The sequence below is a fragment of the Megamonas hypermegale genome (genome assembly GCF_900187035.1).
Classification (GTDB): domain Bacteria; phylum Bacillota; class Negativicutes; order Selenomonadales; family Selenomonadaceae; genus Megamonas; species Megamonas hypermegale.
In genome coordinates, this window is the sequence record NZ_LT906446.1 from 1,266,969 (window position 1) to 1,287,766 (window position 20,798).

At 36.1% G+C, this 20,798-nt stretch carries 20 protein-coding genes and 1 rRNA gene; 4 read left to right on the top strand and 17 right to left on the bottom strand.

Annotation, left to right across the window (positions count from 1 at the left end):
* Window positions 1-20 precede the first annotated feature (20 nt).
* The 13 genes from CKV65_RS05995 to rpmE all read right to left on the bottom strand — a co-directional run bounded on the left by CKV65_RS05995 (window position 21) and on the right by rpmE (window position 12,733).
* Window positions 21-1,576: ribosomal RNA gene (locus tag CKV65_RS05995) — 16S ribosomal RNA — on the bottom strand.
* Between the two features lie 434 nt (window positions 1,577-2,010).
* Window positions 2,011-3,144, bottom strand: coding sequence for a DUF362 domain-containing protein (locus tag CKV65_RS06000; RefSeq protein WP_027890601.1), 1,134 nt, complete (start codon window positions 3,142-3,144; stop codon window positions 2,011-2,013).
* A 60-nt stretch (window positions 3,145-3,204) separates the two neighbouring features.
* Window positions 3,205-4,389, bottom strand: coding sequence for a non-hydrolyzing UDP-N-acetylglucosamine 2-epimerase (gene wecB / locus CKV65_RS06005; protein ID WP_269457058.1), 1,185 nt, complete (start codon window positions 4,387-4,389; stop codon window positions 3,205-3,207).
* A gap of 39 nt (window positions 4,390-4,428) precedes the next feature.
* Complete coding sequence (locus CKV65_RS06010; RefSeq protein ID WP_027890599.1) at window positions 4,429-5,454, bottom strand: glycosyltransferase family 4 protein; 1,026 nt, start codon at window positions 5,452-5,454, stop codon at window positions 4,429-4,431.
* 74 nt (window positions 5,455-5,528) lie between these two features.
* Window positions 5,529-5,984 (bottom strand): deoxycytidylate deaminase, encoded by a 456-nt coding sequence (locus CKV65_RS06015; RefSeq protein ID WP_027890598.1) that lies wholly within the window; start codon window positions 5,982-5,984, stop codon window positions 5,529-5,531.
* A 12-nt stretch (window positions 5,985-5,996) separates the two neighbouring features.
* Window positions 5,997-6,632, bottom strand: coding sequence for a uracil phosphoribosyltransferase (gene upp / locus CKV65_RS06020; RefSeq protein ID WP_027890597.1), 636 nt, complete (start codon window positions 6,630-6,632; stop codon window positions 5,997-5,999).
* A 21-nt stretch (window positions 6,633-6,653) separates the two neighbouring features.
* Window positions 6,654-7,898, bottom strand: coding sequence for a serine hydroxymethyltransferase (glyA, locus tag CKV65_RS06025; RefSeq protein ID WP_027890596.1), 1,245 nt, complete (start codon window positions 7,896-7,898; stop codon window positions 6,654-6,656).
* A 20-nt stretch (window positions 7,899-7,918) separates the two neighbouring features.
* Window positions 7,919-8,365 carry a ribose 5-phosphate isomerase B gene (gene rpiB / locus CKV65_RS06030; RefSeq protein WP_027890595.1) on the bottom strand — a complete coding sequence of 149 codons (447 nt, stop codon included), beginning with the start codon at window positions 8,363-8,365 and terminating at the stop codon, window positions 7,919-7,921.
* 70 nt (window positions 8,366-8,435) lie between these two features.
* Window positions 8,436-9,476, bottom strand: a complete 1,041-nt coding sequence (locus CKV65_RS06035) for an L-threonylcarbamoyladenylate synthase (RefSeq protein ID WP_027890594.1) — start codon at window positions 9,474-9,476, stop codon at window positions 8,436-8,438.
* Window positions 9,461-10,327, bottom strand: coding sequence for a peptide chain release factor N(5)-glutamine methyltransferase (prmC, locus tag CKV65_RS06040; RefSeq protein ID WP_027890593.1), 867 nt, complete (start codon window positions 10,325-10,327; stop codon window positions 9,461-9,463). Before prmC ends, CKV65_RS06035 begins: the two co-directional genes overlap by 16 nt.
* Before the next feature lies 1 nt (window position 10,328).
* On the bottom strand, window positions 10,329-11,396 hold the full coding sequence (gene prfA, locus CKV65_RS06045) for a peptide chain release factor 1 (RefSeq protein ID WP_027890592.1): 1,068 nt from the start codon (window positions 11,394-11,396) through the stop codon (window positions 10,329-10,331).
* Window positions 11,397-11,507: 111 nt separating this feature from the next.
* Window positions 11,508-12,440, bottom strand: coding sequence for a DUF1385 domain-containing protein (locus CKV65_RS06050; protein WP_027890591.1), 933 nt, complete (start codon window positions 12,438-12,440; stop codon window positions 11,508-11,510).
* Between the two features lie 92 nt (window positions 12,441-12,532).
* Window positions 12,533-12,733 carry a 50S ribosomal protein L31 gene (rpmE, locus tag CKV65_RS06055; RefSeq protein WP_027890590.1) on the bottom strand — a complete coding sequence of 67 codons (201 nt, stop codon included), beginning with the start codon at window positions 12,731-12,733 and terminating at the stop codon, window positions 12,533-12,535.
* Window positions 12,734-12,961: 228 nt separating this feature from the next.
* On the opposite strand from rpmE, the gene clpX reads away from it, so the two are divergent.
* The 3 genes from clpX to CKV65_RS06075 all read left to right on the top strand — a co-directional run bounded on the left by clpX (window position 12,962) and on the right by CKV65_RS06075 (window position 15,789).
* A complete protein-coding gene (gene clpX, locus CKV65_RS06060) occupies window positions 12,962-14,287 on the top strand; it encodes an ATP-dependent Clp protease ATP-binding subunit ClpX (protein ID WP_027890589.1) in 1,326 nt (441 codons plus the stop codon).
* 141 nt (window positions 14,288-14,428) lie between these two features.
* The gene (locus CKV65_RS06070; RefSeq protein WP_095197699.1) at window positions 14,429-14,941 is read left to right on the top strand and encodes a helix-turn-helix domain-containing protein; all 513 of its coding nucleotides are present in this window, start codon (window positions 14,429-14,431) and stop codon (window positions 14,939-14,941) included.
* Complete coding sequence (locus tag CKV65_RS06075) at window positions 14,896-15,789, top strand: IS3 family transposase (protein ID WP_157738452.1); 894 nt, start codon at window positions 14,896-14,898, stop codon at window positions 15,787-15,789. Before CKV65_RS06070 ends, CKV65_RS06075 begins: the two co-directional genes overlap by 46 nt.
* Before the next feature lie 63 nt (window positions 15,790-15,852).
* Here the strand turns inward: CKV65_RS06075 and CKV65_RS06080 are convergent, their stop codons facing one another.
* The gene (locus CKV65_RS06080) at window positions 15,853-17,115 is read right to left on the bottom strand and encodes a diaminopimelate decarboxylase family protein (RefSeq protein WP_027890367.1); all 1,263 of its coding nucleotides are present in this window, start codon (window positions 17,113-17,115) and stop codon (window positions 15,853-15,855) included.
* Between the two features lie 290 nt (window positions 17,116-17,405).
* Here CKV65_RS06080 and CKV65_RS06085 point away from each other — a divergent pair, with 290 nt between their 5' ends.
* The gene (locus CKV65_RS06085) at window positions 17,406-18,656 is read left to right on the top strand and encodes a pyridoxal phosphate-dependent aminotransferase (RefSeq protein ID WP_027890366.1); all 1,251 of its coding nucleotides are present in this window, start codon (window positions 17,406-17,408) and stop codon (window positions 18,654-18,656) included.
* A gap of 62 nt (window positions 18,657-18,718) precedes the next feature.
* Here CKV65_RS06085 and CKV65_RS06090 read toward each other — a convergent pair whose 3' ends face one another.
* From CKV65_RS06090 to mutM, 3 genes are all read right to left on the bottom strand, one after another.
* On the bottom strand, window positions 18,719-19,276 hold the full coding sequence (locus CKV65_RS06090; protein WP_027890365.1) for a lytic transglycosylase domain-containing protein: 558 nt from the start codon (window positions 19,274-19,276) through the stop codon (window positions 18,719-18,721).
* Window positions 19,277-19,344: 68 nt separating this feature from the next.
* Entirely contained in the window at window positions 19,345-19,944 is a 600-nt protein-coding gene (gene coaE / locus CKV65_RS06095; RefSeq protein ID WP_027890364.1) for a dephospho-CoA kinase, read from the bottom strand.
* Between the two features lie 13 nt (window positions 19,945-19,957).
* The gene (gene mutM, locus CKV65_RS06100; RefSeq protein ID WP_027890363.1) at window positions 19,958-20,791 is read right to left on the bottom strand and encodes a DNA-formamidopyrimidine glycosylase; all 834 of its coding nucleotides are present in this window, start codon (window positions 20,789-20,791) and stop codon (window positions 19,958-19,960) included.
* Window positions 20,792-20,798 lie beyond the last annotated feature (7 nt).

Genomic DNA, 20,798 nt, shown 5'->3' on the forward strand with positions numbered 1-20,798 from the left:
CGGTAACGCATGCTCCTTAGAAAGGAGGTGATCCAGCCGCACCTTCCGATACGGCTACCTTGTTACGACTTCACCCCAATCATCGCCCCCACCTTCGACGGTCGGTTCCTTTCGGCCCTTAGCCGGCTTCGGGTGTGAATGACTTTCGTGGTGTGACGGGCGGTGTGTACAAGGCCCGGGAACGTATTCACCGCAGTATGCTGACCTGCGATTACTAGCGATTCCGACTTCATGCAGGCGAGTTTCAGCCTGCAATCCGAACTGAGAGATGCTTTTAGGGTTCCGCTCTGCCTCGCGACTTCGCTTCCCTCTGTTCATCCCATTGTAGTACGTGTGTAGCCCAAGACGTAAGGGGCATGATGACTTGACGTCATCCCCGCCTTCCTCCGCGTTGTCCGCGGCAGTCTACTATGAGTTCCCACCTTTACGTGCTGGCAACATAGTATAGGGGTTGCGCTCGTTGCGGGACTTAACCCAACATCTCACGACACGAGCTGACGACAGCCATGCACCACCTGTCTTCCTGTTTACCGAAGTAAAAATACTTATCTCTAAGTACGTCAGTCGATGTCAAGTCTTGGTAAGGTTCTTCGCGTTGCGTCGAATTAAACCACATACTCCACCGCTTGTGCGGGCCCCCGTCAATTCCTTTGAGTTTCAACCTTGCGGCCGTACTCCCCAGGCGGGATACTTATTGCGTTAACTCCGGCACGGAAGGGGTCGATACCTCCCACACCTAGTATCCATCGTTTACGGCTAGGACTACCGGGGTATCTAATCCCGTTCGCTACCCTAGCTTTCGAGCCTCAGCGTCAGTTACAGTCCAGAAAGCCGCCTTCGCCACTGGTGTTCTTCCTAATATCTACGCATTTCACCGCTACACTAGGAATTCCGCTTCCCTCTCCTGCACTCAAGAAAGTCAGTTCGGACCCCCTCACGGGGTTGAGCCCCGCACTTTTAAAGTCCGCTTAACTTCCCGCCTGCGCTCCCTTTACGCCCAATAATTCCGGACAACGCTTGCCGCCTACGTATTACCGCGGCTGCTGGCACGTAGTTAGCCGTGGCTTCCTCGTTAAGTACCGTCAAACAACACCCTTATTCAAAATGTTGCCCTTCGCCCCTAACAACAGAACTTTACGATCCTAAGACCTTCTTCGTTCACGCGGCGTTGCTCCGTCAGGCTTTCGCCCATTGCGGAAGATTCCCCACTGCTGCCTCCCGTAGGAGTCTGGGCCGTGTCTCAGTCCCAATGTGGCCGTTCATCCTCTCAGACCGGCTACTGATCGTCGCCTTGGTGGGCCTTTACCCTCACCAACTAGCTAATCAGACGCAAGCTCATCTTCAAGCGGAAGCATTTTCAGAGGCCTCCTTTAGAGAAATATCCATGCGGTCATCTCTCATTCATTCGGTATTAGCACCCCTTTCGAAGTGTTGTCCCCATCTTGAAGGTAGATTGCTTACGCGTTACTCACCCGTTCGCCACTTGATGTTTACCGAAATAAACACCCCGTTCGACTTGCATGTGTTAAGCACGCCGCCAGCGTTCGTCCTGAGCCAGGATCAAACTCTCCAAAAAAATTATTTTTCGAAGAACCGATTGGCTCTTAATTATCTGTTTTAAAAGAAATTTTAAAGGTAAATTCATTTTCATGAATTACCGCACATTCGTCTGTTAGAAAACATTGTGCATTGTTTAGTTTTCAAAGAACATCTTTGTTTTTGCTGACCTCTCAAAAGTCAGCTTGTTTATTTTATCTCACTTAGAAGAGTTTGTCAAGCACTTTTTTTAATTTATTTTTCAGTACTTTATTTTCTCTTTTAAGTTTTGCCCTCTCATCGAGTGCTTAATTATTATATCTGATTTAATTTTTATTGTCAAGCACTTTTTTTGCTTTTCTTTTAAAAACTTTTTTCAGATTTTTGCTGTTGCCGAATTGACAACGAAAAATATTATATCTAAATCCATCTATCTTGTCAACACTTTTTTATAAACTTTTTATAAAAATTTTTCTATACTTTATAAATGCCCAATTTCTTTAATAAAGCAAGTATCCAACCATCTTTTAAATCCACTGCTTGATGCTCACAAAGTTCTTGGCAACAGTAACATCTTATACATTTATGATAATCTATAACAGCTCTTCGCTCTTTTATATTTATTGCTTTTGGTGGGCAATGATATTCACATCTTCTACAGCCAATACAATTTTTATTGATGACTGGTTTTGAAGTCAATTGATTTTGTCCCAATTTTAAAATGAATTTTGGCACATACGTATCTTGCATACTTTCATATGTGTGCGGTCGTTTAAAGGCAAATTTTATATCTTTGCCACTGCCCACTACTTCAATATCTTTCAAATGCACAGAGCGTTGTTCTTCAATAGCTGCAGCTGCGATTGGCATATTTTCAGCATTAAAGCCCATTTTATCTGCCATTACAAGGTCAGCGGCAAATCCATCTTCACTCACTATTACTAACTTAGGATTTACGATATCTCCGCTCATCGGTCCTTGACCTTCCATGCCACTTATACCATCAATTATATTTAAAGTAGGTTTCACCGTGTAATATAAATCCACCATCACATGCGCAAAATCAGCGTGTTTTTGCATACGCAAATGAAATCTAGCTTTATTAGTACCCACGATACAGCCGAATAAATTCTTCACGGCTCCTGTTACGCCCATAAATACGTGCGTTTTCATCTTAGCTACAGAAATAATCTTATCAAAATCACTTATCGTATCAGCTAATTCAAAATGTTTTACGAATTTTCCTTCTCTACAAGGATATATTTTACTCTTTTCCCAAAAGATAAAAGGCGTTTCTTCTTCTTGGCAAACTTGCAAAATACCTGTTTTTTCTGCCGTTTTTTTCACATTGCTAACACCTGGTGAATCTGCAACAAATGGCTTTGCTCCTAATTTTTTTACAGCTTTTATCAAACTGCGCACAACTTCTGGATGCGTTGTCACTGCTTTTTGCGGCAGAGCTGCTGTTAATAAATTCGGTTTTATTAAAACTTTATCGCCTTTTTTAATGTATTTTTCCCAACCACCTATAAAATCAACTGCATTATTTATAGCTCTATCTACATTTTCAATTTGATAATTTTCTGCTCTTTCTACTGCTACTTTCATTTTTTCACCAACCTATCTATAAAAAAATGCCAAAACTAAAAAGTCTTGGCATTTATATTTTTATTCACCGACAACAAAACTATCTGGTTTTTCTTCACTCAATCCATAATGATATAAAATAGCTTTTACAATTCGTTCAGCAGCTTTTCCGTCGCCGTATGGATTGCAAGTATTAGCCATGCGCTGATATTCTTCATGGTCAGTCAATAAATATTTTGTTTCTTCATATACCCTTTCACGTTCTGTACCGATGAGTTTTACTGTACCAGCTTGAACAGCTTCTGGTCTTTCTGTAGTATCGCGCAAAACGAGTACAGGTTTTCCAAGAGATGGAGCTTCTTCTTGAATTCCGCCTGAATCAGTCAATACAAGATACGCTCTGTGCATTAAATTAGCAAATGGTTCATAATCGAGCGGGTCAATCAAATGAACTGTTTCAATTCCGCCGAGTTCTTCATTTACCACTTCCCGAACTTTAGGATTTTTATGTACCGGGAATACAATTTCTACATCGCTGAATTCTTCAATGATGTCTTTCAATGCTTTATATACATGGCGCATCGGTTCACCTAAATTTTCACGGCGATGTGTCGTAACAAGTATGATGCGTTTATTTTTGTAGTCGATATTTTCTAATTTTTCGCTGTCAAATTTAAAATCACTATTTACAGTTTTATGCAATGCATCAATTACAGTATTGCCTGTTACGAAAATTTTAACAGGGTTAATACCTTCTGATTTCAAATTATTACTTGCTGTTTCTGTTGGTGCAAAATGTAAATCAGCTATCGCACCTGTCAATTTACGGTTCATTTCTTCTGGAAATGGCGAATACTTATTGAAAGTACGCAAACCTGCTTCTACATGACCTACAGCAGTTTCATGATAATAACTTGCCAAAGCTCCAGCAAATGTTGTTGTAGTATCACCATGTACCAAGACAATATCTGGTTTTTCCTTAGCCAAAACTTTATCTAATCCATTCATTGCTTTTGTTGTGATATCAAATAAAGTCTGTCCCTGTGCCATGATATTTAAATCGTAATCAGGTTTAATTTTAAATAAATGTAAAACCTGGTCAAGCATATCACGATGTTGCGCTGTTACCGTAACTATCGGTGTGATTAAATCTGGATACTTTTCTAGTTCTAGCACTACCGGTGCCATTTTTATTGCTTCCGGTCTTGTGCCAAAAACTGTCATAACTTTGATTTTTTTCTTCATATTCATAACCTCGTACATCATAAAAAAAGGCAGGTTCATGACCTGCCTTTTCTTTAATAATTAATGTATTGCTTTATTTTTAGTGCTGAAAATGCCTATTTTCTTTGCTCCGAATAGGATTACTCCAGCCACAAATACAACAATCATAACAGCTACACTTGTACTTACTTCAGTCAAGGCAATCGCTGCCAATCCCAAAAATGCACTGAAGACATACATTAACAGTACAGCTTGTCTTTGTGAAAAGCCCATAGCCAATAAACGATGATGTAAATGACCTTTATCTGGTTTAAAAATAGGTACTCCACCGCGATAACGGCGAACAATAGCAAATGTAGTATCTAAAATTGGTAAACCAAGTGCTAAAATCGGAACGATAAGCGCAATGGTTGCTGCACTTTTTACAGCACCAATAATAGATATTGCAGCAAACATATATCCTAAAAACATACTGCCCGTATCGCCCATAAATATTCTTGCTGGGTTGAAATTATAATGCAGAAAACCGAGCGAAGCCCCTGCAAGTGCTGCAGTCAAGAAAACTACTGGCAAATCGCCACTTTGTAAAGCTACTAATAAAATAGTTATAGTAGCAATCGTTGATACACCAGCTGCAAGCCCATCTAATCCATCGATTAAATTGACTGTGTTTGTGATACCTACTACCCAGAATAATGTAACTGGTATAGCTAAATATTCTAAGAAGATGAAATCACCAAATGGGTCAGTAATAAAATCAATTCTAATGTCAAAAGCAACTAAAATACATGCCGCTAAAATTTGCCCTAACAATTTTACTTTAGCAGGAAGACTGACAAAATCATCAACGATACCAACTATGACGATAAAAGTACCGCCAAGCAGTAATCCTATTATTTCATTTGTAAAGTCTACCATTGAACAAACTGCTATCATAAAAGCAAAGTAAATTGCAAGTCCACCAAGGCGCGGAATAGGTTTTTTATGCACTTTGCGTGGGTCTGGTTTGTCCATAGCTCCAGTTTTTATTGCAAATTTTATAACGAGCGGTGTTAAAGCATATACAGCTATAAGCGCTGTGATAAATGCTAAAAAATAACTAGGCATTACATTCGCACTCCTTTTCCATTAACACAGATTATAACTCACTATTAATTTGATTGTCAATAAAATACTTTTAGTTATACTATATCTTTTGGAGCGCTTTCGACTACAGAACCATCTGTTTCCAAGTACACAACTTTTTCTATCATAGCGTTTCTCAGCATACGTCGACAAAGCAGGCACGGTTTGCCAGAAGCCAAGGTACCATCTGCATTATAACCTACTATATAAATTGTAGCACCCTTCATTTTTACTGGGTCAGCTGCAATCACAGCATTTTGTTCTGCATGAACAGCAACGCAAAGCTCATACCGTTCTCCTTTTGGAACATGATATTTTTCTCGTTCGCAATTTCCTGTATCAATACAATTTGCTTCACCGCGTGGAGCTCCATTGTATCCAGTTGAAATTATAATATTGTCTTTCACTATGATTGCCCCGTATTTACGACGCAAACAAGTAGAGCGTTTGCCAACTGCTGTTGCAATATCTAAAAAATACGTTGTCCAATCCGGACGAACCTGTTTTGTCATTATAAAAACCTCTTAAATTGTACCAAAAATTCTATCACCTGCATCACCTATGCCTGGTACGATATAACCATGTTCATTTAAATGGTCATCTACGCAAGCAGTATAAATAGGAACATCAGGATGTTTTTCATTGAATAATTTAATTCCTTCTGGTGCTGATATCAAACACATGAAAATCAGTGATTTAGCACCGCGTTTTTTCAGCATATCCACTGCTGCTACGGCACTGCCACCAGTTGCTAGCATTGGGTCTACCACGAGCAATAATCGTTCTGAAATATCTTTTGGCATCTTGTAGAAATATTCTACTGGTTCTAAAGTTTTTTCATCGCGATACATACCGATATGTCCAATTTTAGCTGCTGGAATTAAATTGATTATGCCATTTACCATACCAAGACCAGCACGAAGTATCGGCACTATTGCAACTTTTTTACCTGCAAGCACTTTTGCATTGCATTTTGCTATAGGTGTTTCAATTTCAATATCTTTTGTTGGAAAATCACGCGTTACTTCATACGCCATGAGCATGGAAATTTCATCTAATAATTGACGAAAATCTTTTGAGCCAGTTTCTTTGCGACGCATAAGAGTAAGCTTATGCTGTATCAATGGATGGTTTATAATATTTACTTTTAAATCTGACATATTTATCCTTCTCAAATCCAATTAGTATAATGGAAATTTCTTACAAATATCTTGAACTTCTGCTTTTGCTTGTTCAATTACTGCTGCATCATCACGGTTTTCAATAACTCTAGCGATGATATCAGCAACTTGACGAATATCGTCTTCTTTTAAGCCTCTTGTAGTAAGTGCAGGTGTACCTAAACGGATACCACTTGTTACAAATGGGCTGAGTGGTTCAAATGGAATAGTATTTCTGTTAGCAGTAATACCAATATCGTCGAGTAAAAATTGTGCTTCTTTACCTGTAATATTTTTAGAACGTAAATCCACAAGCATTAAATGATTATCTGTACCACCAGAAACAATTCTAAAGCCATCTTTTGTGAGTTCTTCTGCAAGTACTGCTGCATTTTTAATAACTTGTTTTTGATATGCTTTAAATTCATCACTCAAAGCTTCTTTAAAAGCAACAGCTTTTGCTGCTATAACGTGCATTAAAGGACCACCTTGAATGCCAGGGAAAATAGCTTTATTAAACTGTTTACCAAATTCTGCATCACGACATAAAATCAAACCACCGCGAGGACCTCTGAGTGTTTTATGTGTAGTAGTTGTTACTACATCAGCATATGGTACTGGGCTTGGATGAAGTCCAGCTGCTACAAGACCTGCGATATGTGCCATATCTACCATGAGATATGCACCTACAGATTTTGCAATCTGTGCCATGCGTTCAAAATCAATGATACGGGAATATGCACTAGCACCACCGACAATTAATTTTGGTTTATGTTCTTTAGCAAGTCTTTCCATTTCATCATAGTCAATACGTTCTGTTTCTTTGTTTACACCATAAGGAACTATTTTAAAGTATTTACCAGAAATGTTAACAGGACTACCATGAGTTAAATGACCGCCATCTGTCAAATTCATACCTAAAATAGTATCGCCTGGTTTTAAAAGTGCAAAGTATACAGCTGTATTAGCTTGTGCACCAGAATGTGGTTGAACATTTGCATATTCAGCACCAAATAATTTTTTAGCGCGGTCAATAGCTAATTGTTCCACTACATCTACATATTCACATCCGCCATAATAGCGTTTTCCAGGATAGCCTTCTGCATATTTATTCGTAAGTACGCTACCTTGTGCTTCCATTACAGCTTTGCTAACGATGTTTTCAGATGCAATCATTTCTAATTTATTGCGTTGACGAGAAAGTTCATTGTCAATTGCTGTTTTTATTTCAGGGTCAACATTTGCTAAGTTTTCTAATAAATTCATGGTAATTCCTCCAAGATATTTTATTTCTGTTCTAGTGCCATAATTTTGTTTACACGACGTTCATGGCGACCGCCTTCAAATTCAGTTGTCATCCAAGTTCTAACAATTTCTTTAGCTATTTCTGGACCAGTTGTGCGTCCACCCATAGCTAATATATTAGCATTGTTATGTTGACGAGACATCTTAGCTGTGTATGTTTCATGACATAATGCAGCTCTAATGCCTTTTACTTTATTGGCTGCAATAGAAATACCAATACCTGTTCCACAAAGAACGATGCCGCGGTCAGCTTCGCCTTTAGCAACTGGTGTGCAAACTTTTTCAGCGATATCAGGATAATCGACTGATTCTTTACCAAAAGTACCCATATCTTCGACTTCTACATCTGGAAATTCTGCTTTTAGTAAATCTTTGATTTCTTCTTTTAATTCCACAGCACCGTGGTCACTGCCAATAACTAACTTCATATTCAAAGGCCTCCTTAATATAAAACATCTATAATTATTTTACCATACTATCAATATAAGGCAACCTATATTAATCAATAAAAATACTATTGAAACCACTTGCCTTATGCAATCTATTCATGATAGCGAGACCAATTCCTTTATCTGTTGTACCTTCTGCAAGTATAATATCCACATCTTTATCATCAAAAAAGCGCAGACATTCATATATCTCTGAAGCAATTGTCAATAAATCTTCTTGATTTCCGTAAATAGCTGTATTTTCATGTTGCAATTTTTCAGCCACTTCAGAGCTTACAACAAGACCGACTTTTTTGCCTTCTCTTTCATAATCAGCTATTTTATTTGCTATAGCATCTGCCATTTTAGCACTACTGCCTTCAAATAAAATCATATTTGCTTTCGGCGCATAATGCTTATATTTCATTCCTGGAGCTTTTGGCACTACATTTTCGCCAACGATAGCTCTGTCTATTTTTACAACAGGAAATAATTCTTCTAACATTTCCTTTGTAATAGCACCTGGGCGCAAAATAATCGGCACATCTTCTGTACAATCCACAATAGTGGACTCTACGCCAAAATGACAAGCACCGCCATCTAAAATCATATCAATGCGGTCATGTAAATCATTATATACAGCTTGCGCTGTTGTAGGACTCGGGCGACCAGATATATTAGCACTTGGCGCAGCTATTGGCGTATTTGACAATCTAATCAATTCTCGCGCTATATCATTATCCGGCATGCGCACAGCTACTGTATTAAGTCCGCCAGTAACAGAACTTGGCACGATATCAGATTTAGGCAAAATAAGCGTTATCGGCCCTGGACAAAATGCTGTCATTATCTTTTTAGCCATTGAATTTACATCATTTACTATTTTATGCAACATTTTCTGGTCATTTATATGCAGTATTAACGGATTATCTGATGGTCTGCCCTTTGCTTTATAAATCTTAGAGGCAGCTTCACTATTTAAACCATCGCCGCCTAAACCGTATACAGTTTCTGTCGGAAATGCCACTAAACCGCCATTTTTTATAAATTCTGCCGCTTTAGTCAATGCTTCATCTTTTATCGAATTTATCTTTACTAATTCACATTCCACGCTAACACCACCCTATCTATTCCAGCATAATCTTTAATAATCTTGATATTCTTCCAGCCATTATCCATTGCTATCTGTTTTACATCTTCTGATTGATAAATACCGATTTCCAAAGCTATAAAACCATTTTCTTTTATATACGCTTTGCCTTCGCTTAGTAATCTACGATAATAGCTGAGCCCATCACCGCCATCAGTCAACGCACTGACTGGTTCATATTCTTTTACATCATCTTCTAATGTAGCGATATCCTTTTGCGGAATATATGGCGGATTAGAAACAATTACATCAAATTTATTATCATTTAACGGCGCAAATAAATCACCTACAAAAAACTCACATCTATCATTTACCTGTAAATTAACAGCATTTTCTTTGGCAACTTCTATTGCCTTTGATGAAATATCAACTGTCTTTCCTTGAGCTTTAGGCAAATTCACAAGCAAAGACAATATAATTGCACCACTACCTGTACCAATATCTACAATTTCTATTTCTTTATCCTTATCCACATTGTTTAAGACATTTTCTACTAAAATTTCTGTATCAGGGCGCGGAATAAGTGTATCTTTTGTAACTTTAAATGGTAAACCCATAAATTCCCTTTCACCTATGATATAGGCAATCGGTACATGCTGTGCTCTTTTTTTAACATATTCTCTGAATTTACTCAGTTCATTTTGCTCCATCGGCTCATCAAAATGCACATATAAATAAATGCGCTCCTGCCTCAAGACATGAGACAGAAGCACTTCGGCATCAAGACGAGCGGACTGTATGTTTTTACTCTTAAAATAATTAACTGTCCAATTGAGCAAAGAATTTATTGTCCAAACATCTTTTTTTTCCATATTATTTTACCTGTTTCAATCTTTCCGTCTGGTCTGCCGTAATCAAAGCGTTTATAATTTCATCGATTTCCCCATTTAATACAAAATCGAGTTTATGAAGTGTAAGACCTATGCGATGGTCTGTCACGCGTCCTTGTGGAAAATTATACGTACGAATGCGTTCACTTCTATCGCCTGAACCAACTTGATTTTTTCTATCAGCAGCGATTTCATTATCTTGAGCTTGTTGTGCTTGTTCTTGCACTTTAGCGCGAAGTACACGCATTGCTTTTTCTTTATTTTTGAGCTGAGATTTTTCATCTTGGCATTGAACTACTATACCAGTCGGTATATGTGTTATACGCACTGCTGTTTCCGTTCTGTTTACATACTGTCCACCAGCACCACTAGCGCAGTACGTATCTATACGTAAATCATTCGGTTTAATATCGACTTCTACTTCTTCAACTTCTGGCAATACCGCTACTGTTACAGCTGAAGTATGCACACGACCAGAAGATTCAGTCTGAGGTACACGCTGTACGCGATGAGTGCCACTTTCATATTTTAATTTACTGTATGCACCGTAACCATTTATACAGAAAGAAATTTCTTTAAATCCACCTAAACCAGTTGGATTAGAGTCGAGTATTTCAACTTTCCAGCCTTGCATTTCTGCATATCTTGAATACATGCGGAATAAATCGCCAGCAAATAAAGCCGCTTCTTCACCGCCAACACCGCCACGAATTTCCATTATGACATTTTTGCTATCATTTGGGTCTTTTGGCAATAATAAAATTGGAAATTCATTTTCTAATTCATCTTTACGAGTTGATAATTCTTTGACTTCTTCTTCCAACATATGGCGCATATCGCTATCAATATCTTCATCAAACATCGCTTTATCTTCATCTATCGTAGCGCAAAGTTTCTTGTATTCACGAAATTTATCCACAATCTCTGTAAGTGCAGCATGTTCTTGATTATATTTTTGCCATTTTTTCATATCAGCAATAACATCTGGGTCACTGATTAAAGACTCTAGCTCTAAATATTTATCCTCAACAGCCTGCAATTTATCTATCACATATATCTCCCCTTATCTTTTATTTCTATAAAAAAGGATTGATTTTTTCAAAACCAATCCAACTAAATAATTATATCATATGTTCAACTTTTTTTTAATTAAAACGATAACTTAAATAGTAGCATTTACTTTTAATTCACTTGTTACCGTTGTATTCATTTCTGATTTCGTTTCAGTTTCTTTTACGCTTTCCATTTCAATAGCTGCTTCAAGAGATTTTACCGCAACTTCAATCATGGAATCATCAGGTTCTCTAGTAGTCAAATACTGCAACCATAAACCTGGAAGTGAAAAGATATGCACGATTTTATTTTTAGAACGACCAGCAAAACGAATTATTTCATAGGAAATTCCCGCTACAACTGGCAATAATATCACACGGGATAAAATACGTTCCCAAAGTGAAGGCCAACCAAGAAAAGCAAATACAAAAATACTTACAAACATTACTATGAGTAAGAATGATGTACCGCAACGTGGATGAAGTCTAGAAAATTTTTGTACATTTTCAGGAATTAATTCTACGCCAGCTTCATAAGCATGAATGGTTTTATGTTCTGCTCCATGGTATTGAAATACTCTTTGTATATCTTTAACTCGCGAAATGGAATATATATATACAAAAAATACAGCCATGCGCACAAAGCCTTCCCATAAATTCATGATAACATGGTCATTTGTAGGAATTAAATTAACAGAAGCTGTCGGTATTATGATAAATAACACAACTGCTGCTAACAATGAAAATGTCATGGTTATTGCTATATCTTTATTAGTAAGCTTATCCGCTTCCTCTTCTCCAGCCATTTGTGCTGAATAAGTGAGAGATTTAAGCCCCATCACAAGTGATTCACCTAAGGATAAAACGCCACGGAAAAATGGCTTTTTAAAAATAGTATATTTATCAGCTAATGAATTTACAGGTTTTACATCTACAGTGATTTTTCCCGAAGGTTCGCGAACTGCTGTCGCCACTTTTTTAGGGCCACGCATCATTACGCCTTCAATAACGGCTTGACCGCCTACCATTAATTTTTCAGACATAAAAAGCACCTGCCTTGTTTATTTCTCTATAATCAAAATCTATTTAAATATAAATGAAGCAGAGCATCTCTGCTCTGCCATTTATTGGTATATTATTTTTTGCCATAACGTTTGTTGAATTTTTCAATACGGCCACCAGCTGCCATGTCGCGTTGACGACCAGTGAAGAATGGATGACATTTGGAGCAAACGTCTACACGTAATTCACTTTTTACAGAGCCAGTTTTAAAAGTATTGCCGCAACCACAGATAACTGTAGCTTCTTTATAATCAGGATGGATTCCTTGTTTCATTCTATCGCACCTCTTTCTCTGACATTTACTGATTGATTATATCACACAGCCAGCATTCTTGCAAGATATATCAATCTAAAAATCTTTTAATAGCAAAGAAAAATAGACATTGCAGTCTTTTCTTATTGATAATATTGTAGGAAAAATCTATAATATACATATTGTGCAACAAAAAATTCGATTAATTATCTTGAATTTTCAACTTTACTATTGAAGGGATAGGATTAGATGAAGAAAAATTCGCAAGAAGTAAAGCATAATTGCAGTTTTTGCAATCGCACTATAACTATACATTCACAATACGATATGCCAATTTATGACCCACAGACGGGTTTTGCTATCTGCAAAAATTGTATCAAAGACATTTATAATTTTATTGCTGAACATGATAAACGTGAAGAAAAAGCTGTAAATCGCAAATTTGCTGAAAGCTTAGATGATATTCTCGCTAAAAATAAACCACACGTTATCAAAGAATATTTAGACCAATACATCATCAATCAAGATTATGCCAAAAAAATTCTTTCTGTCGCTGTTTATAACCATTATAAACGCATGAAATACGGCTATACACATGACCCCAAAGACATGAATATCGAAAAATCAAATGTAATCATGCTCGGTCCATCTGGTTGCGGTAAGACGGCTATGCTCCAGCATTTAGCAAAACTCTTAGACATTCCAATGGCTGTAACAGATGCTTCTAGCCTCACTGAAGCTGGCTTTGTCGGCTCTGACGTTGAAGTTGCTGTACGAAATCTCTATTATGCCGCTGATAAAAATATCGAACGCACTGAACACGGCATAATCTATCTTGATGAATTCGATAAAATCGCCCGTAAATCCGGTGCTAATAATTCCATAACAGCTGACCCAGGTCATGAAGGTGTACAGCAAGGTCTTTTAAAAATGATTGAAGGTGGCGTCGTTGAATTTACAGCACAAGGACAACGCAAACACCCTGAAGCTCCTACAATCAAAGTAAATACGACTAATATCTTATTCATCGTTGGCGGTGCATTCGTCGGCATTGAAGATATCATTGCTAAACGTTTAAAAACAGACGCTACTTCCATTGGTTTCGGCGCTGAAGTACAAAATAAAAACGATAAACCAAAATACAATAGCTTAATTCACAAAGTTCGTCCAGAAGATTTAATCCAATTCGGCATAATTCCAGAAATCATCGGTCGTTTGCCTGTAATCTGTACATTAGAAGAACTCAGCGAAGACGATTTACTGAAAATCTTAACAGAACCAAAAAATGCTCCAGTAAAACAGTATCAAGAACTTTTATCCATGGATAATGTAAAACTAGAATTTGAAAAAGATGCCCTTTATGCTGTTGCACATAAAGCCATTGAACGAAAAACAGGTGCAAGAAGCTTACGCGGTATCTTAGAAGATGTTATGCTCGATATCATGTATGAAATTCCACAATCAAACGAACCACGTCGCGTCATCATCACTAAAGATTGCATCGAAAATCATACAAAACCAGAAATTTTACCGCTTGAAACAAGCAAAACAAATAAAACAACTGAAAATAATTAAATATCTTTGCATAAAAAATGTTGAGGCTAATGAATTCACCTCAACATTTTTATTTTATATCGCAAAAAGCTGTTACACAAACATTGAACTGCACCCCAAAAGTTGGACAAAAAAAACAACTTTTGGAGGTGCAGTTTTTTTATGACTAAATACTCAAATGAATTTAAAGTTAAAGCAATTAAAATGGTTTTAAAAGGAGATTCTATTTATCATGTAGCTAAAATTCTAAACATGCCAAATACAGCTCCTCTTCGCAGATGGATATTTCATTATGAAAATGGTGGCATTTCACAACTTCTTCATAAAAATCGTAAATATACTCCTATCTTTAAACAAAAAGTTATTGAATATAAATGGCTACATCATTTATCATTAAATCAAACAGCAGCCAAATTTTCCATTCCTAATACTGGTACAATTTCTACATGGGAAAAATTGTATAGCTCTTATGGATTTTCTGGCTTAGTTTCTAAGAAACGAGGTAGACCATCTATGAAAAAATCTAAATCTAAAAATAAGGTTAACAAACCTAAAAAAGAACTTTCTTATGTTGAACAATTGGAACAAGAAAATTATCAATTAAGGATGGAAAATGACTTATTAAAAAAGTGGCATGCCTTAATGAAGCAATGGGAAAAGGAAGGAAGACACTAGTTTTAGTAATTGCTAAATTAAGGAAAAAATATACTCTAAAAACCCTATTAAACTATACAAAATTAGCTAAAAGCACATATTATGATGCATTAAAAAAATTATCAAAAGAAGACAAATATAAAGGATTAAAAACATTAATTCATAATATTTGTAATAAAAATCATGGAAGATATGGATATAGAAGAGTAACTTTGCAGCTGCATAAACAAGGAATAAAAGTCAATCATAAAGTAGTTATGAGATTGATGAAAGAAGAAAATTTAACATGCAAGATAAGAGCAAAGAAATATAAATCGTATAGAGGGCAAGAAGGGAAAATAGCTAAAAATATATTAAATAGAAATTTCAAAGCATCAAAACCAAACGAAAAATGGGCAACAGATGTAACAGAATTTGCATTATGTAATGAAAAAATATATTTATCACCAATAATAGATTTATATAACGGAGAAATAATAAGTTATAAAATATCGAAAAGACCAATACTAAAGCAAGTATTAGATATGGTAGAAGATGCAACAAGAAAGATAAAAGAAACAAAAGGAATAATTCTACATTCAGACCAAGGATGGCAGTATCAGAATAGAAGATATCAGGAGTTATTAAAAGAAAAAGGCATTATTCAAAGCATGAGCCGAAAAGGAAATTGCTTAGATAATGCCGTAATAGAAAATTTCTTTGGTTTGCTAAAAAGCGAATTGTTCTATTTAAAAAAATTTAAATCCGTTGAAGATTTTATAAAAGAGTTAAAATCTTATATAAAATATTATAATACAAAACGGATAAAGATAAAACTAAAAGGACTTAGTCCCGTAGAATACAGAACTAAGTCTCAATTAGTAGCTTAATTAATATGTCCAATATTTTGGGTGCATATCACATTTCATGTAACAGCTTTTATCTTTTTTATCTTATTTTTTCAATACAGAACCATCATAATATAATGTAGCAAAATAATCTTCAATAGTTTCTGCACGGCGAATGAGTTCTACTGTACCATCTTCACGCAATAAGAGTTCTGCACTGCGCAATTTACCATTGTAATTGAAGCCCATTGCATGACCATGAGCACCAGTATCAAAAATTACGATGCGGTCACCGATATCAATTTTTGGCATTTTGCGGTCAATAGCAAATTTATCGTTATTTTCGCAAAGAGAACCAGTAATATCATATACATGGTCACATGGTGCATTTTCTTTGCCCATGATTATCATATGATGATAAGAACCATACATTGCAGGGCGCATTAAATTTGCCATGCAAGCATCAAGTCCGATGTAATCTTTATAAGTTTTCTTTTCATGCAATACAGTTGATACTAAATAGCCGTAAGGACCTGTAATAGCACGACCAGATTCATAAGCTATAGCTGTATTAGTAAGTCCTGCTGGTACGAGGATTTCATCATACAATTTATGTACACCTTCGCCAAGCGCTTCTAAATCAACAGCTGTATCTTCTGGACGATAAGGAATACCGATACCGCCACCTAAATTGATGAATTCAAATTTAATGCCAAGTTGTTTAGAAATTTCTGCTGCTAAAGTAAATACAATGCGCGCATTTAAAAGTAAACCTTCTAAACGTGTTTCATTGGAAATTACCATAGTGTGTAAACCGAAGCGTTTAACGCCTTTTTCCATAGCAATTTTATAAGCTTCGAACATCTGTTCTTTAGTAAGACCATATTTAGCTTCTTCTGGTTTACCGATGATATCATTACCTTCAATCAAATTACCTGGATTATATCTAAAGGACATAACTTTTGGTAAACCTGCATTTTTTTCTAAATATTCGATATGGCTGATATCATCAAGATTGATGATTGCACCGAGTTCAATAGCTTTTTGGAATTCGTCTGCTGGTGTATCATTTGATGTGAGCATTATTTTTTCACCATGAATACCAGAAGCATCAGCGAGTACGAGTTCTGGAAGAGAAGAGCAATCTGCTCCAGCGCCTTCTTCACTTACAATTTGTAAAATACGAGGGTTTGGTAATGCTTTTACTGCAAAATATTCTCTAAATTCAGGAGCCCAATCGAATGCTTTTTTAAAGCGACGTAAATTAGCTCTGATTGCTTTTTCATCATAAATATGGAAAGGTGTTGGATATTTTTCAATAATTTTTTCTAATTGTTCTTGAGATATGGGAAAAACTTTTTCTGCCATTCACAAAAACCTCCTATTTGCAAAATCAATAATAAATAAATAAAATAAAAACTGTACAAGTTGACAGTACAATGAGTAGATTATACCACTTATTGAGAAGCAATGTCAATTCATGATTGTCTATAAAATACACAAATACAGGCAAAAATGTCACTTCACAAAAAATATACATGTATACATAGCGTATATATATAAAAAATTTTTACATTTTGTAGTATAATTTAATAGTCTGCTATTCTGGCATTATACATTTCTTTGAATGTGTCTTTTATATTAGGAGGAATTTTATTATGATTAATAGTATGGCTGCAACTCATAGCCAAGGCAAAGTTTTAAAAGATGTTATTTTTGGAGCTAGCGCTGCTGCAAATGCTGCCGCTCAAAAATACGGCGCAGATAAAGTAACAAATGGTACAATTGGTGCTATCATGGACGACGAAGGAAAACTCCTTTGTATTCCTACAGTAGAAAAAGTTTTACGTAGTCTTCCAATGAATGAAATCGCTGCATATGCTCCAATTGCTGGTCTTCCTGCTTATCTTGAAGCTGTAAAAAATCTCACATTTGCCGACAATAAACCCGATGGTTATTTAGAAGCCGTTGCAACTGCCGGTGGTACTGGTGCTATACACAACACTATCTGGAATTACTCCGAAATCGGCGACAGTGTTTTGACTTCTGATTGGTATTGGGGCACTTACAATGTCTTATGCAATGAAGCAGGACGTAAACTCGAAACATATGAATTATTTGATGAAAATATGAATTACAATATCGACAGCTTCACAGATAAAGTAAATTCTTTACTAGCTGACCAAGATTCACTTCTCATCATCATCAATACTCCAGCACATAACCCAACAGGCTACAGCTTATCTGAAGAAGATTGGGATAAAGTTCTCGATGTATGCAAAGAACACGTTAAAGGTGGAGATAAAAAAATCACTTTACTCGTTGATATCGCTTATATCGATTATGCTGGTGAAAAAAATGAATCCCGCAAATTCATGCGCAAATTCGCTAACTTACCAGACAATATCTTCACTATTTTCGCTTTCAGTATGTCTAAAGGTTATACTTTATACGGTCAGCGTACTGGTGCTATGGTTGGCTTATCTTCCAATAAAGAAATCGCTACTGAATTCTTGAATGTCTGCAAATACACAAGCCGTGCAACTTGGTCAAATATCAACCGCGGCGCTATGGCAACACTTGCAACTATTGATAGTGACAAAACATTACTCGCTCAATTTGAAGCAGAACGCGATGCTATTTACCAGACAATTAAAGAACGCGGTGCTATCTTCATGAATGAAGCTGCACAATGCGGACTTAAAGCTCTTCCTTACAAAGCTGGTTTCTTCCTCTCTATTCCATCTACTGACCCAGCTGCTGTATGTGAAAAATTACATGATGATTTAATCTTTGCTGTACCATTAAAACGCGGCGTAAGAATTGCTGTATGCTCTATCTCTGCTGAAAAAATGCACGGCATAGCTCAAAAAACATTAAATGCTTTAAACTTCGTTGAAGGAAAATAATATCGAAAATAAAATTTGATATAAAATAAAAATGTTGAGGTTTTCATTACCTCAACATTTTTTTATTTGTATAACTTTTTATATTCTTGTTCATTCTTCAAAACACGTTCCACGTATTCGCGCGTTTCTGGATACGGTATTTGTTTATAATCGCTAAAGTTTTTATTCCAGCCATATTTTTCCATCCATTCGCGGACATTGCCCCGACCGGCATTATATGCCGCCAACATCAAAACCTTATTTCCATAAAATTCATCATTCAATGAAGACAAATACCATACTCCATATTTTATATTTTTTTCTGGATTGTACATTTCACTTATCGAAAAATTATCATCTTCAATCTGCTTTGCAATCCACGTCGCTGTTTCCGGCATAATCTGCATGACACCGAGTGCTCCATGAACAGATTTAGCATCAGGCTCAAATTTACTTTCTGCCAAAGCTACACCAGCAACTAAATATTCATCTATTTCATATCTATTAGCATAAAATTCTACAATCTGTTTATATGGATATGGATAAATATATTTCCGCTGAAAATCTTCGTTATGCCAAACACCATAACCAATACCTATTAATATCACTATACATATACACAAATTTCTTAAAAAACTCATCTTAACTCTTTGTCCTATCCCCGATTAACAGTTAGCTTTCTGCTTAATCAAATATGACTATATATCCTTTAAAAATTTAAATTTCGTTCCTCGCAAATACGTGCTACTTTTTGTAAAGTTATCTCTGGTGCAGCGCTACTATCAATCACCACATCAGCTCGCTTAGCCTTTTCTTCTACAGACATTTGAGCATTAATCCTGTTTTCTGCTTCTTGCTGCGTCAATTTATCTCTATCTTGAATACGCTTTATCTGAAGCTGTCTATCAACTTTTACAACCCATACTTCATCGGCAAATTTATCCCAACCTGCTTCATACAATAACGGTATATCGAGTACAACTACTTTAACATCATTTTGCTTGCAGATTTCAAATTGCTCTAAAATGGCATCTTTTATAAGAGGGTGCATCGTCTTATTCATCCAGTTTTTTTCCACTTCATCAGAAAAAACAATCTGTCCAATAAGACGACGGTTTAAACTGTTATCTGCATTTAAGATTTTCGTGCCAAAATGATTTACATATGCTTGCCAAATAGCTTTATGTGGCTCGGATAATTCCCATGAAATTTTATCACCATCAATGATGATTGCACCTTTCTGCTTTAAATAGGCGCTCACTGTGCTTTTTCCACAGGCAATTCCGCCTGTTAAACCAATAATTTTCATCTTCTTCCCTCCTTTAACTATCTAATCGCTGACAAGATGGACAATAATATGTACCTCTGCCACCTACTGTCGTTTTTTCAATCACCGTTTGACATAATCTGCACGGCTGTCCTTTGCGATTATAAACGTATAAATGTTCTTGATGTGAGCCTTTTCCGCCTAAGCCGTTGCGATAATCGCGAAAAGTCGTACCACCATCTTCAATGCCCGCACTTATGACTTTATTTATTGCCTCGTGCAGTCTTTTTATTTCCATATCATTTAATGAAGTCGCTATCCTTAGCGGATTTATCTTACTTAAAAATAAAGCTTCATCTACATAAATATTGCCAAGCCCTGCAATATTTTTTTGATTTAACAAAAATGATTTTATCTTGCTCTTACTGCCCTTTAAAATATTTTGCAAATATTCTATAGTAAATTCTTTAGACAAAGGCTCTGCACCTAAAGTATATAAACCCTTAATGCGCGATAATTCATCTGTATTAACAACTTCTAATGTGCCTAATCTTCTAACATCAGCATATACTAATTTATTTCCATCTTCCAAATAAAATACTACACAGCTGTATTTATCAATCGGTTGATTTTGCAACGTATATAATAATTTACCTGTCATACGCAAATGGATAACGGACAATATTCCGTTATCCATTTTTAAAATAATGTATTTGCCACGCCTATCTATCGCCTTAATACTATTACCGATTAGAAGCTCTTTATACTTTTTTATCTCTGGATATTTAATCACATCACCTTTTATGATTTCAATATCCACAATCTTTTGATTTACTATATACTTTCTAATTCCTCTAACAATATTTTCTACTTCTGGCATTTCTGGCATATAATCA

Coding starts and splice junctions, on each gene's coding strand:
- CKV65_RS06000 (WP_027890601.1), bottom strand. CDS start 3,144: ATGAAAGTAGCAGTAGAAAGAGCAGAAAATTATCAAATTGAAAATGTA.
- wecB (WP_269457058.1), bottom strand. CDS start 4,389: ATGATGTACGAGGTTATGAATATGAAGAAAAAAATCAAAGTTATGACA.
- CKV65_RS06010 (WP_027890599.1), bottom strand. CDS start 5,454: ATGCCTAGTTATTTTTTAGCATTTATCACAGCGCTTATAGCTGTATAT.
- CKV65_RS06015 (WP_027890598.1), bottom strand. CDS start 5,984: ATGACAAAACAGGTTCGTCCGGATTGGACAACGTATTTTTTAGATATT.
- upp (WP_027890597.1), bottom strand. CDS start 6,632: ATGTCAGATTTAAAAGTAAATATTATAAACCATCCATTGATACAGCAT.
- glyA (WP_027890596.1), bottom strand. CDS start 7,898: ATGAATTTATTAGAAAACTTAGCAAATGTTGACCCTGAAATAAAAACA.
- rpiB (WP_027890595.1), bottom strand. CDS start 8,365: ATGAAGTTAGTTATTGGCAGTGACCACGGTGCTGTGGAATTAAAAGAA.
- prmC (WP_027890593.1), bottom strand. CDS start 10,327: ATGGAAAAAAAAGATGTTTGGACAATAAATTCTTTGCTCAATTGGACA.
- CKV65_RS06050 (WP_027890591.1), bottom strand. CDS start 12,440: ATGTCTGAAAAATTAATGGTAGGCGGTCAAGCCGTTATTGAAGGCGTA.
- rpmE (WP_027890590.1), bottom strand. CDS start 12,733: ATGAAACAAGGAATCCATCCTGATTATAAAGAAGCTACAGTTATCTGT.
- clpX (WP_027890589.1), top strand. CDS start 12,962: ATGAAGAAAAATTCGCAAGAAGTAAAGCATAATTGCAGTTTTTGCAAT.
- CKV65_RS06070 (WP_095197699.1), top strand. CDS start 14,429: ATGACTAAATACTCAAATGAATTTAAAGTTAAAGCAATTAAAATGGTT.
- CKV65_RS06080 (WP_027890367.1), bottom strand. CDS start 17,115: ATGGCAGAAAAAGTTTTTCCCATATCTCAAGAACAATTAGAAAAAATT.
- CKV65_RS06085 (WP_027890366.1), top strand. CDS start 17,406: ATGATTAATAGTATGGCTGCAACTCATAGCCAAGGCAAAGTTTTAAAA.
- CKV65_RS06090 (WP_027890365.1), bottom strand. CDS start 19,276: ATGAGTTTTTTAAGAAATTTGTGTATATGTATAGTGATATTAATAGGT.
- coaE (WP_027890364.1), bottom strand. CDS start 19,944: ATGAAAATTATTGGTTTAACAGGCGGAATTGCCTGTGGAAAAAGCACA.
- mutM (WP_027890363.1), bottom strand. CDS start 20,791: ATGCCAGAAATGCCAGAAGTAGAAAATATTGTTAGAGGAATTAGAAAG.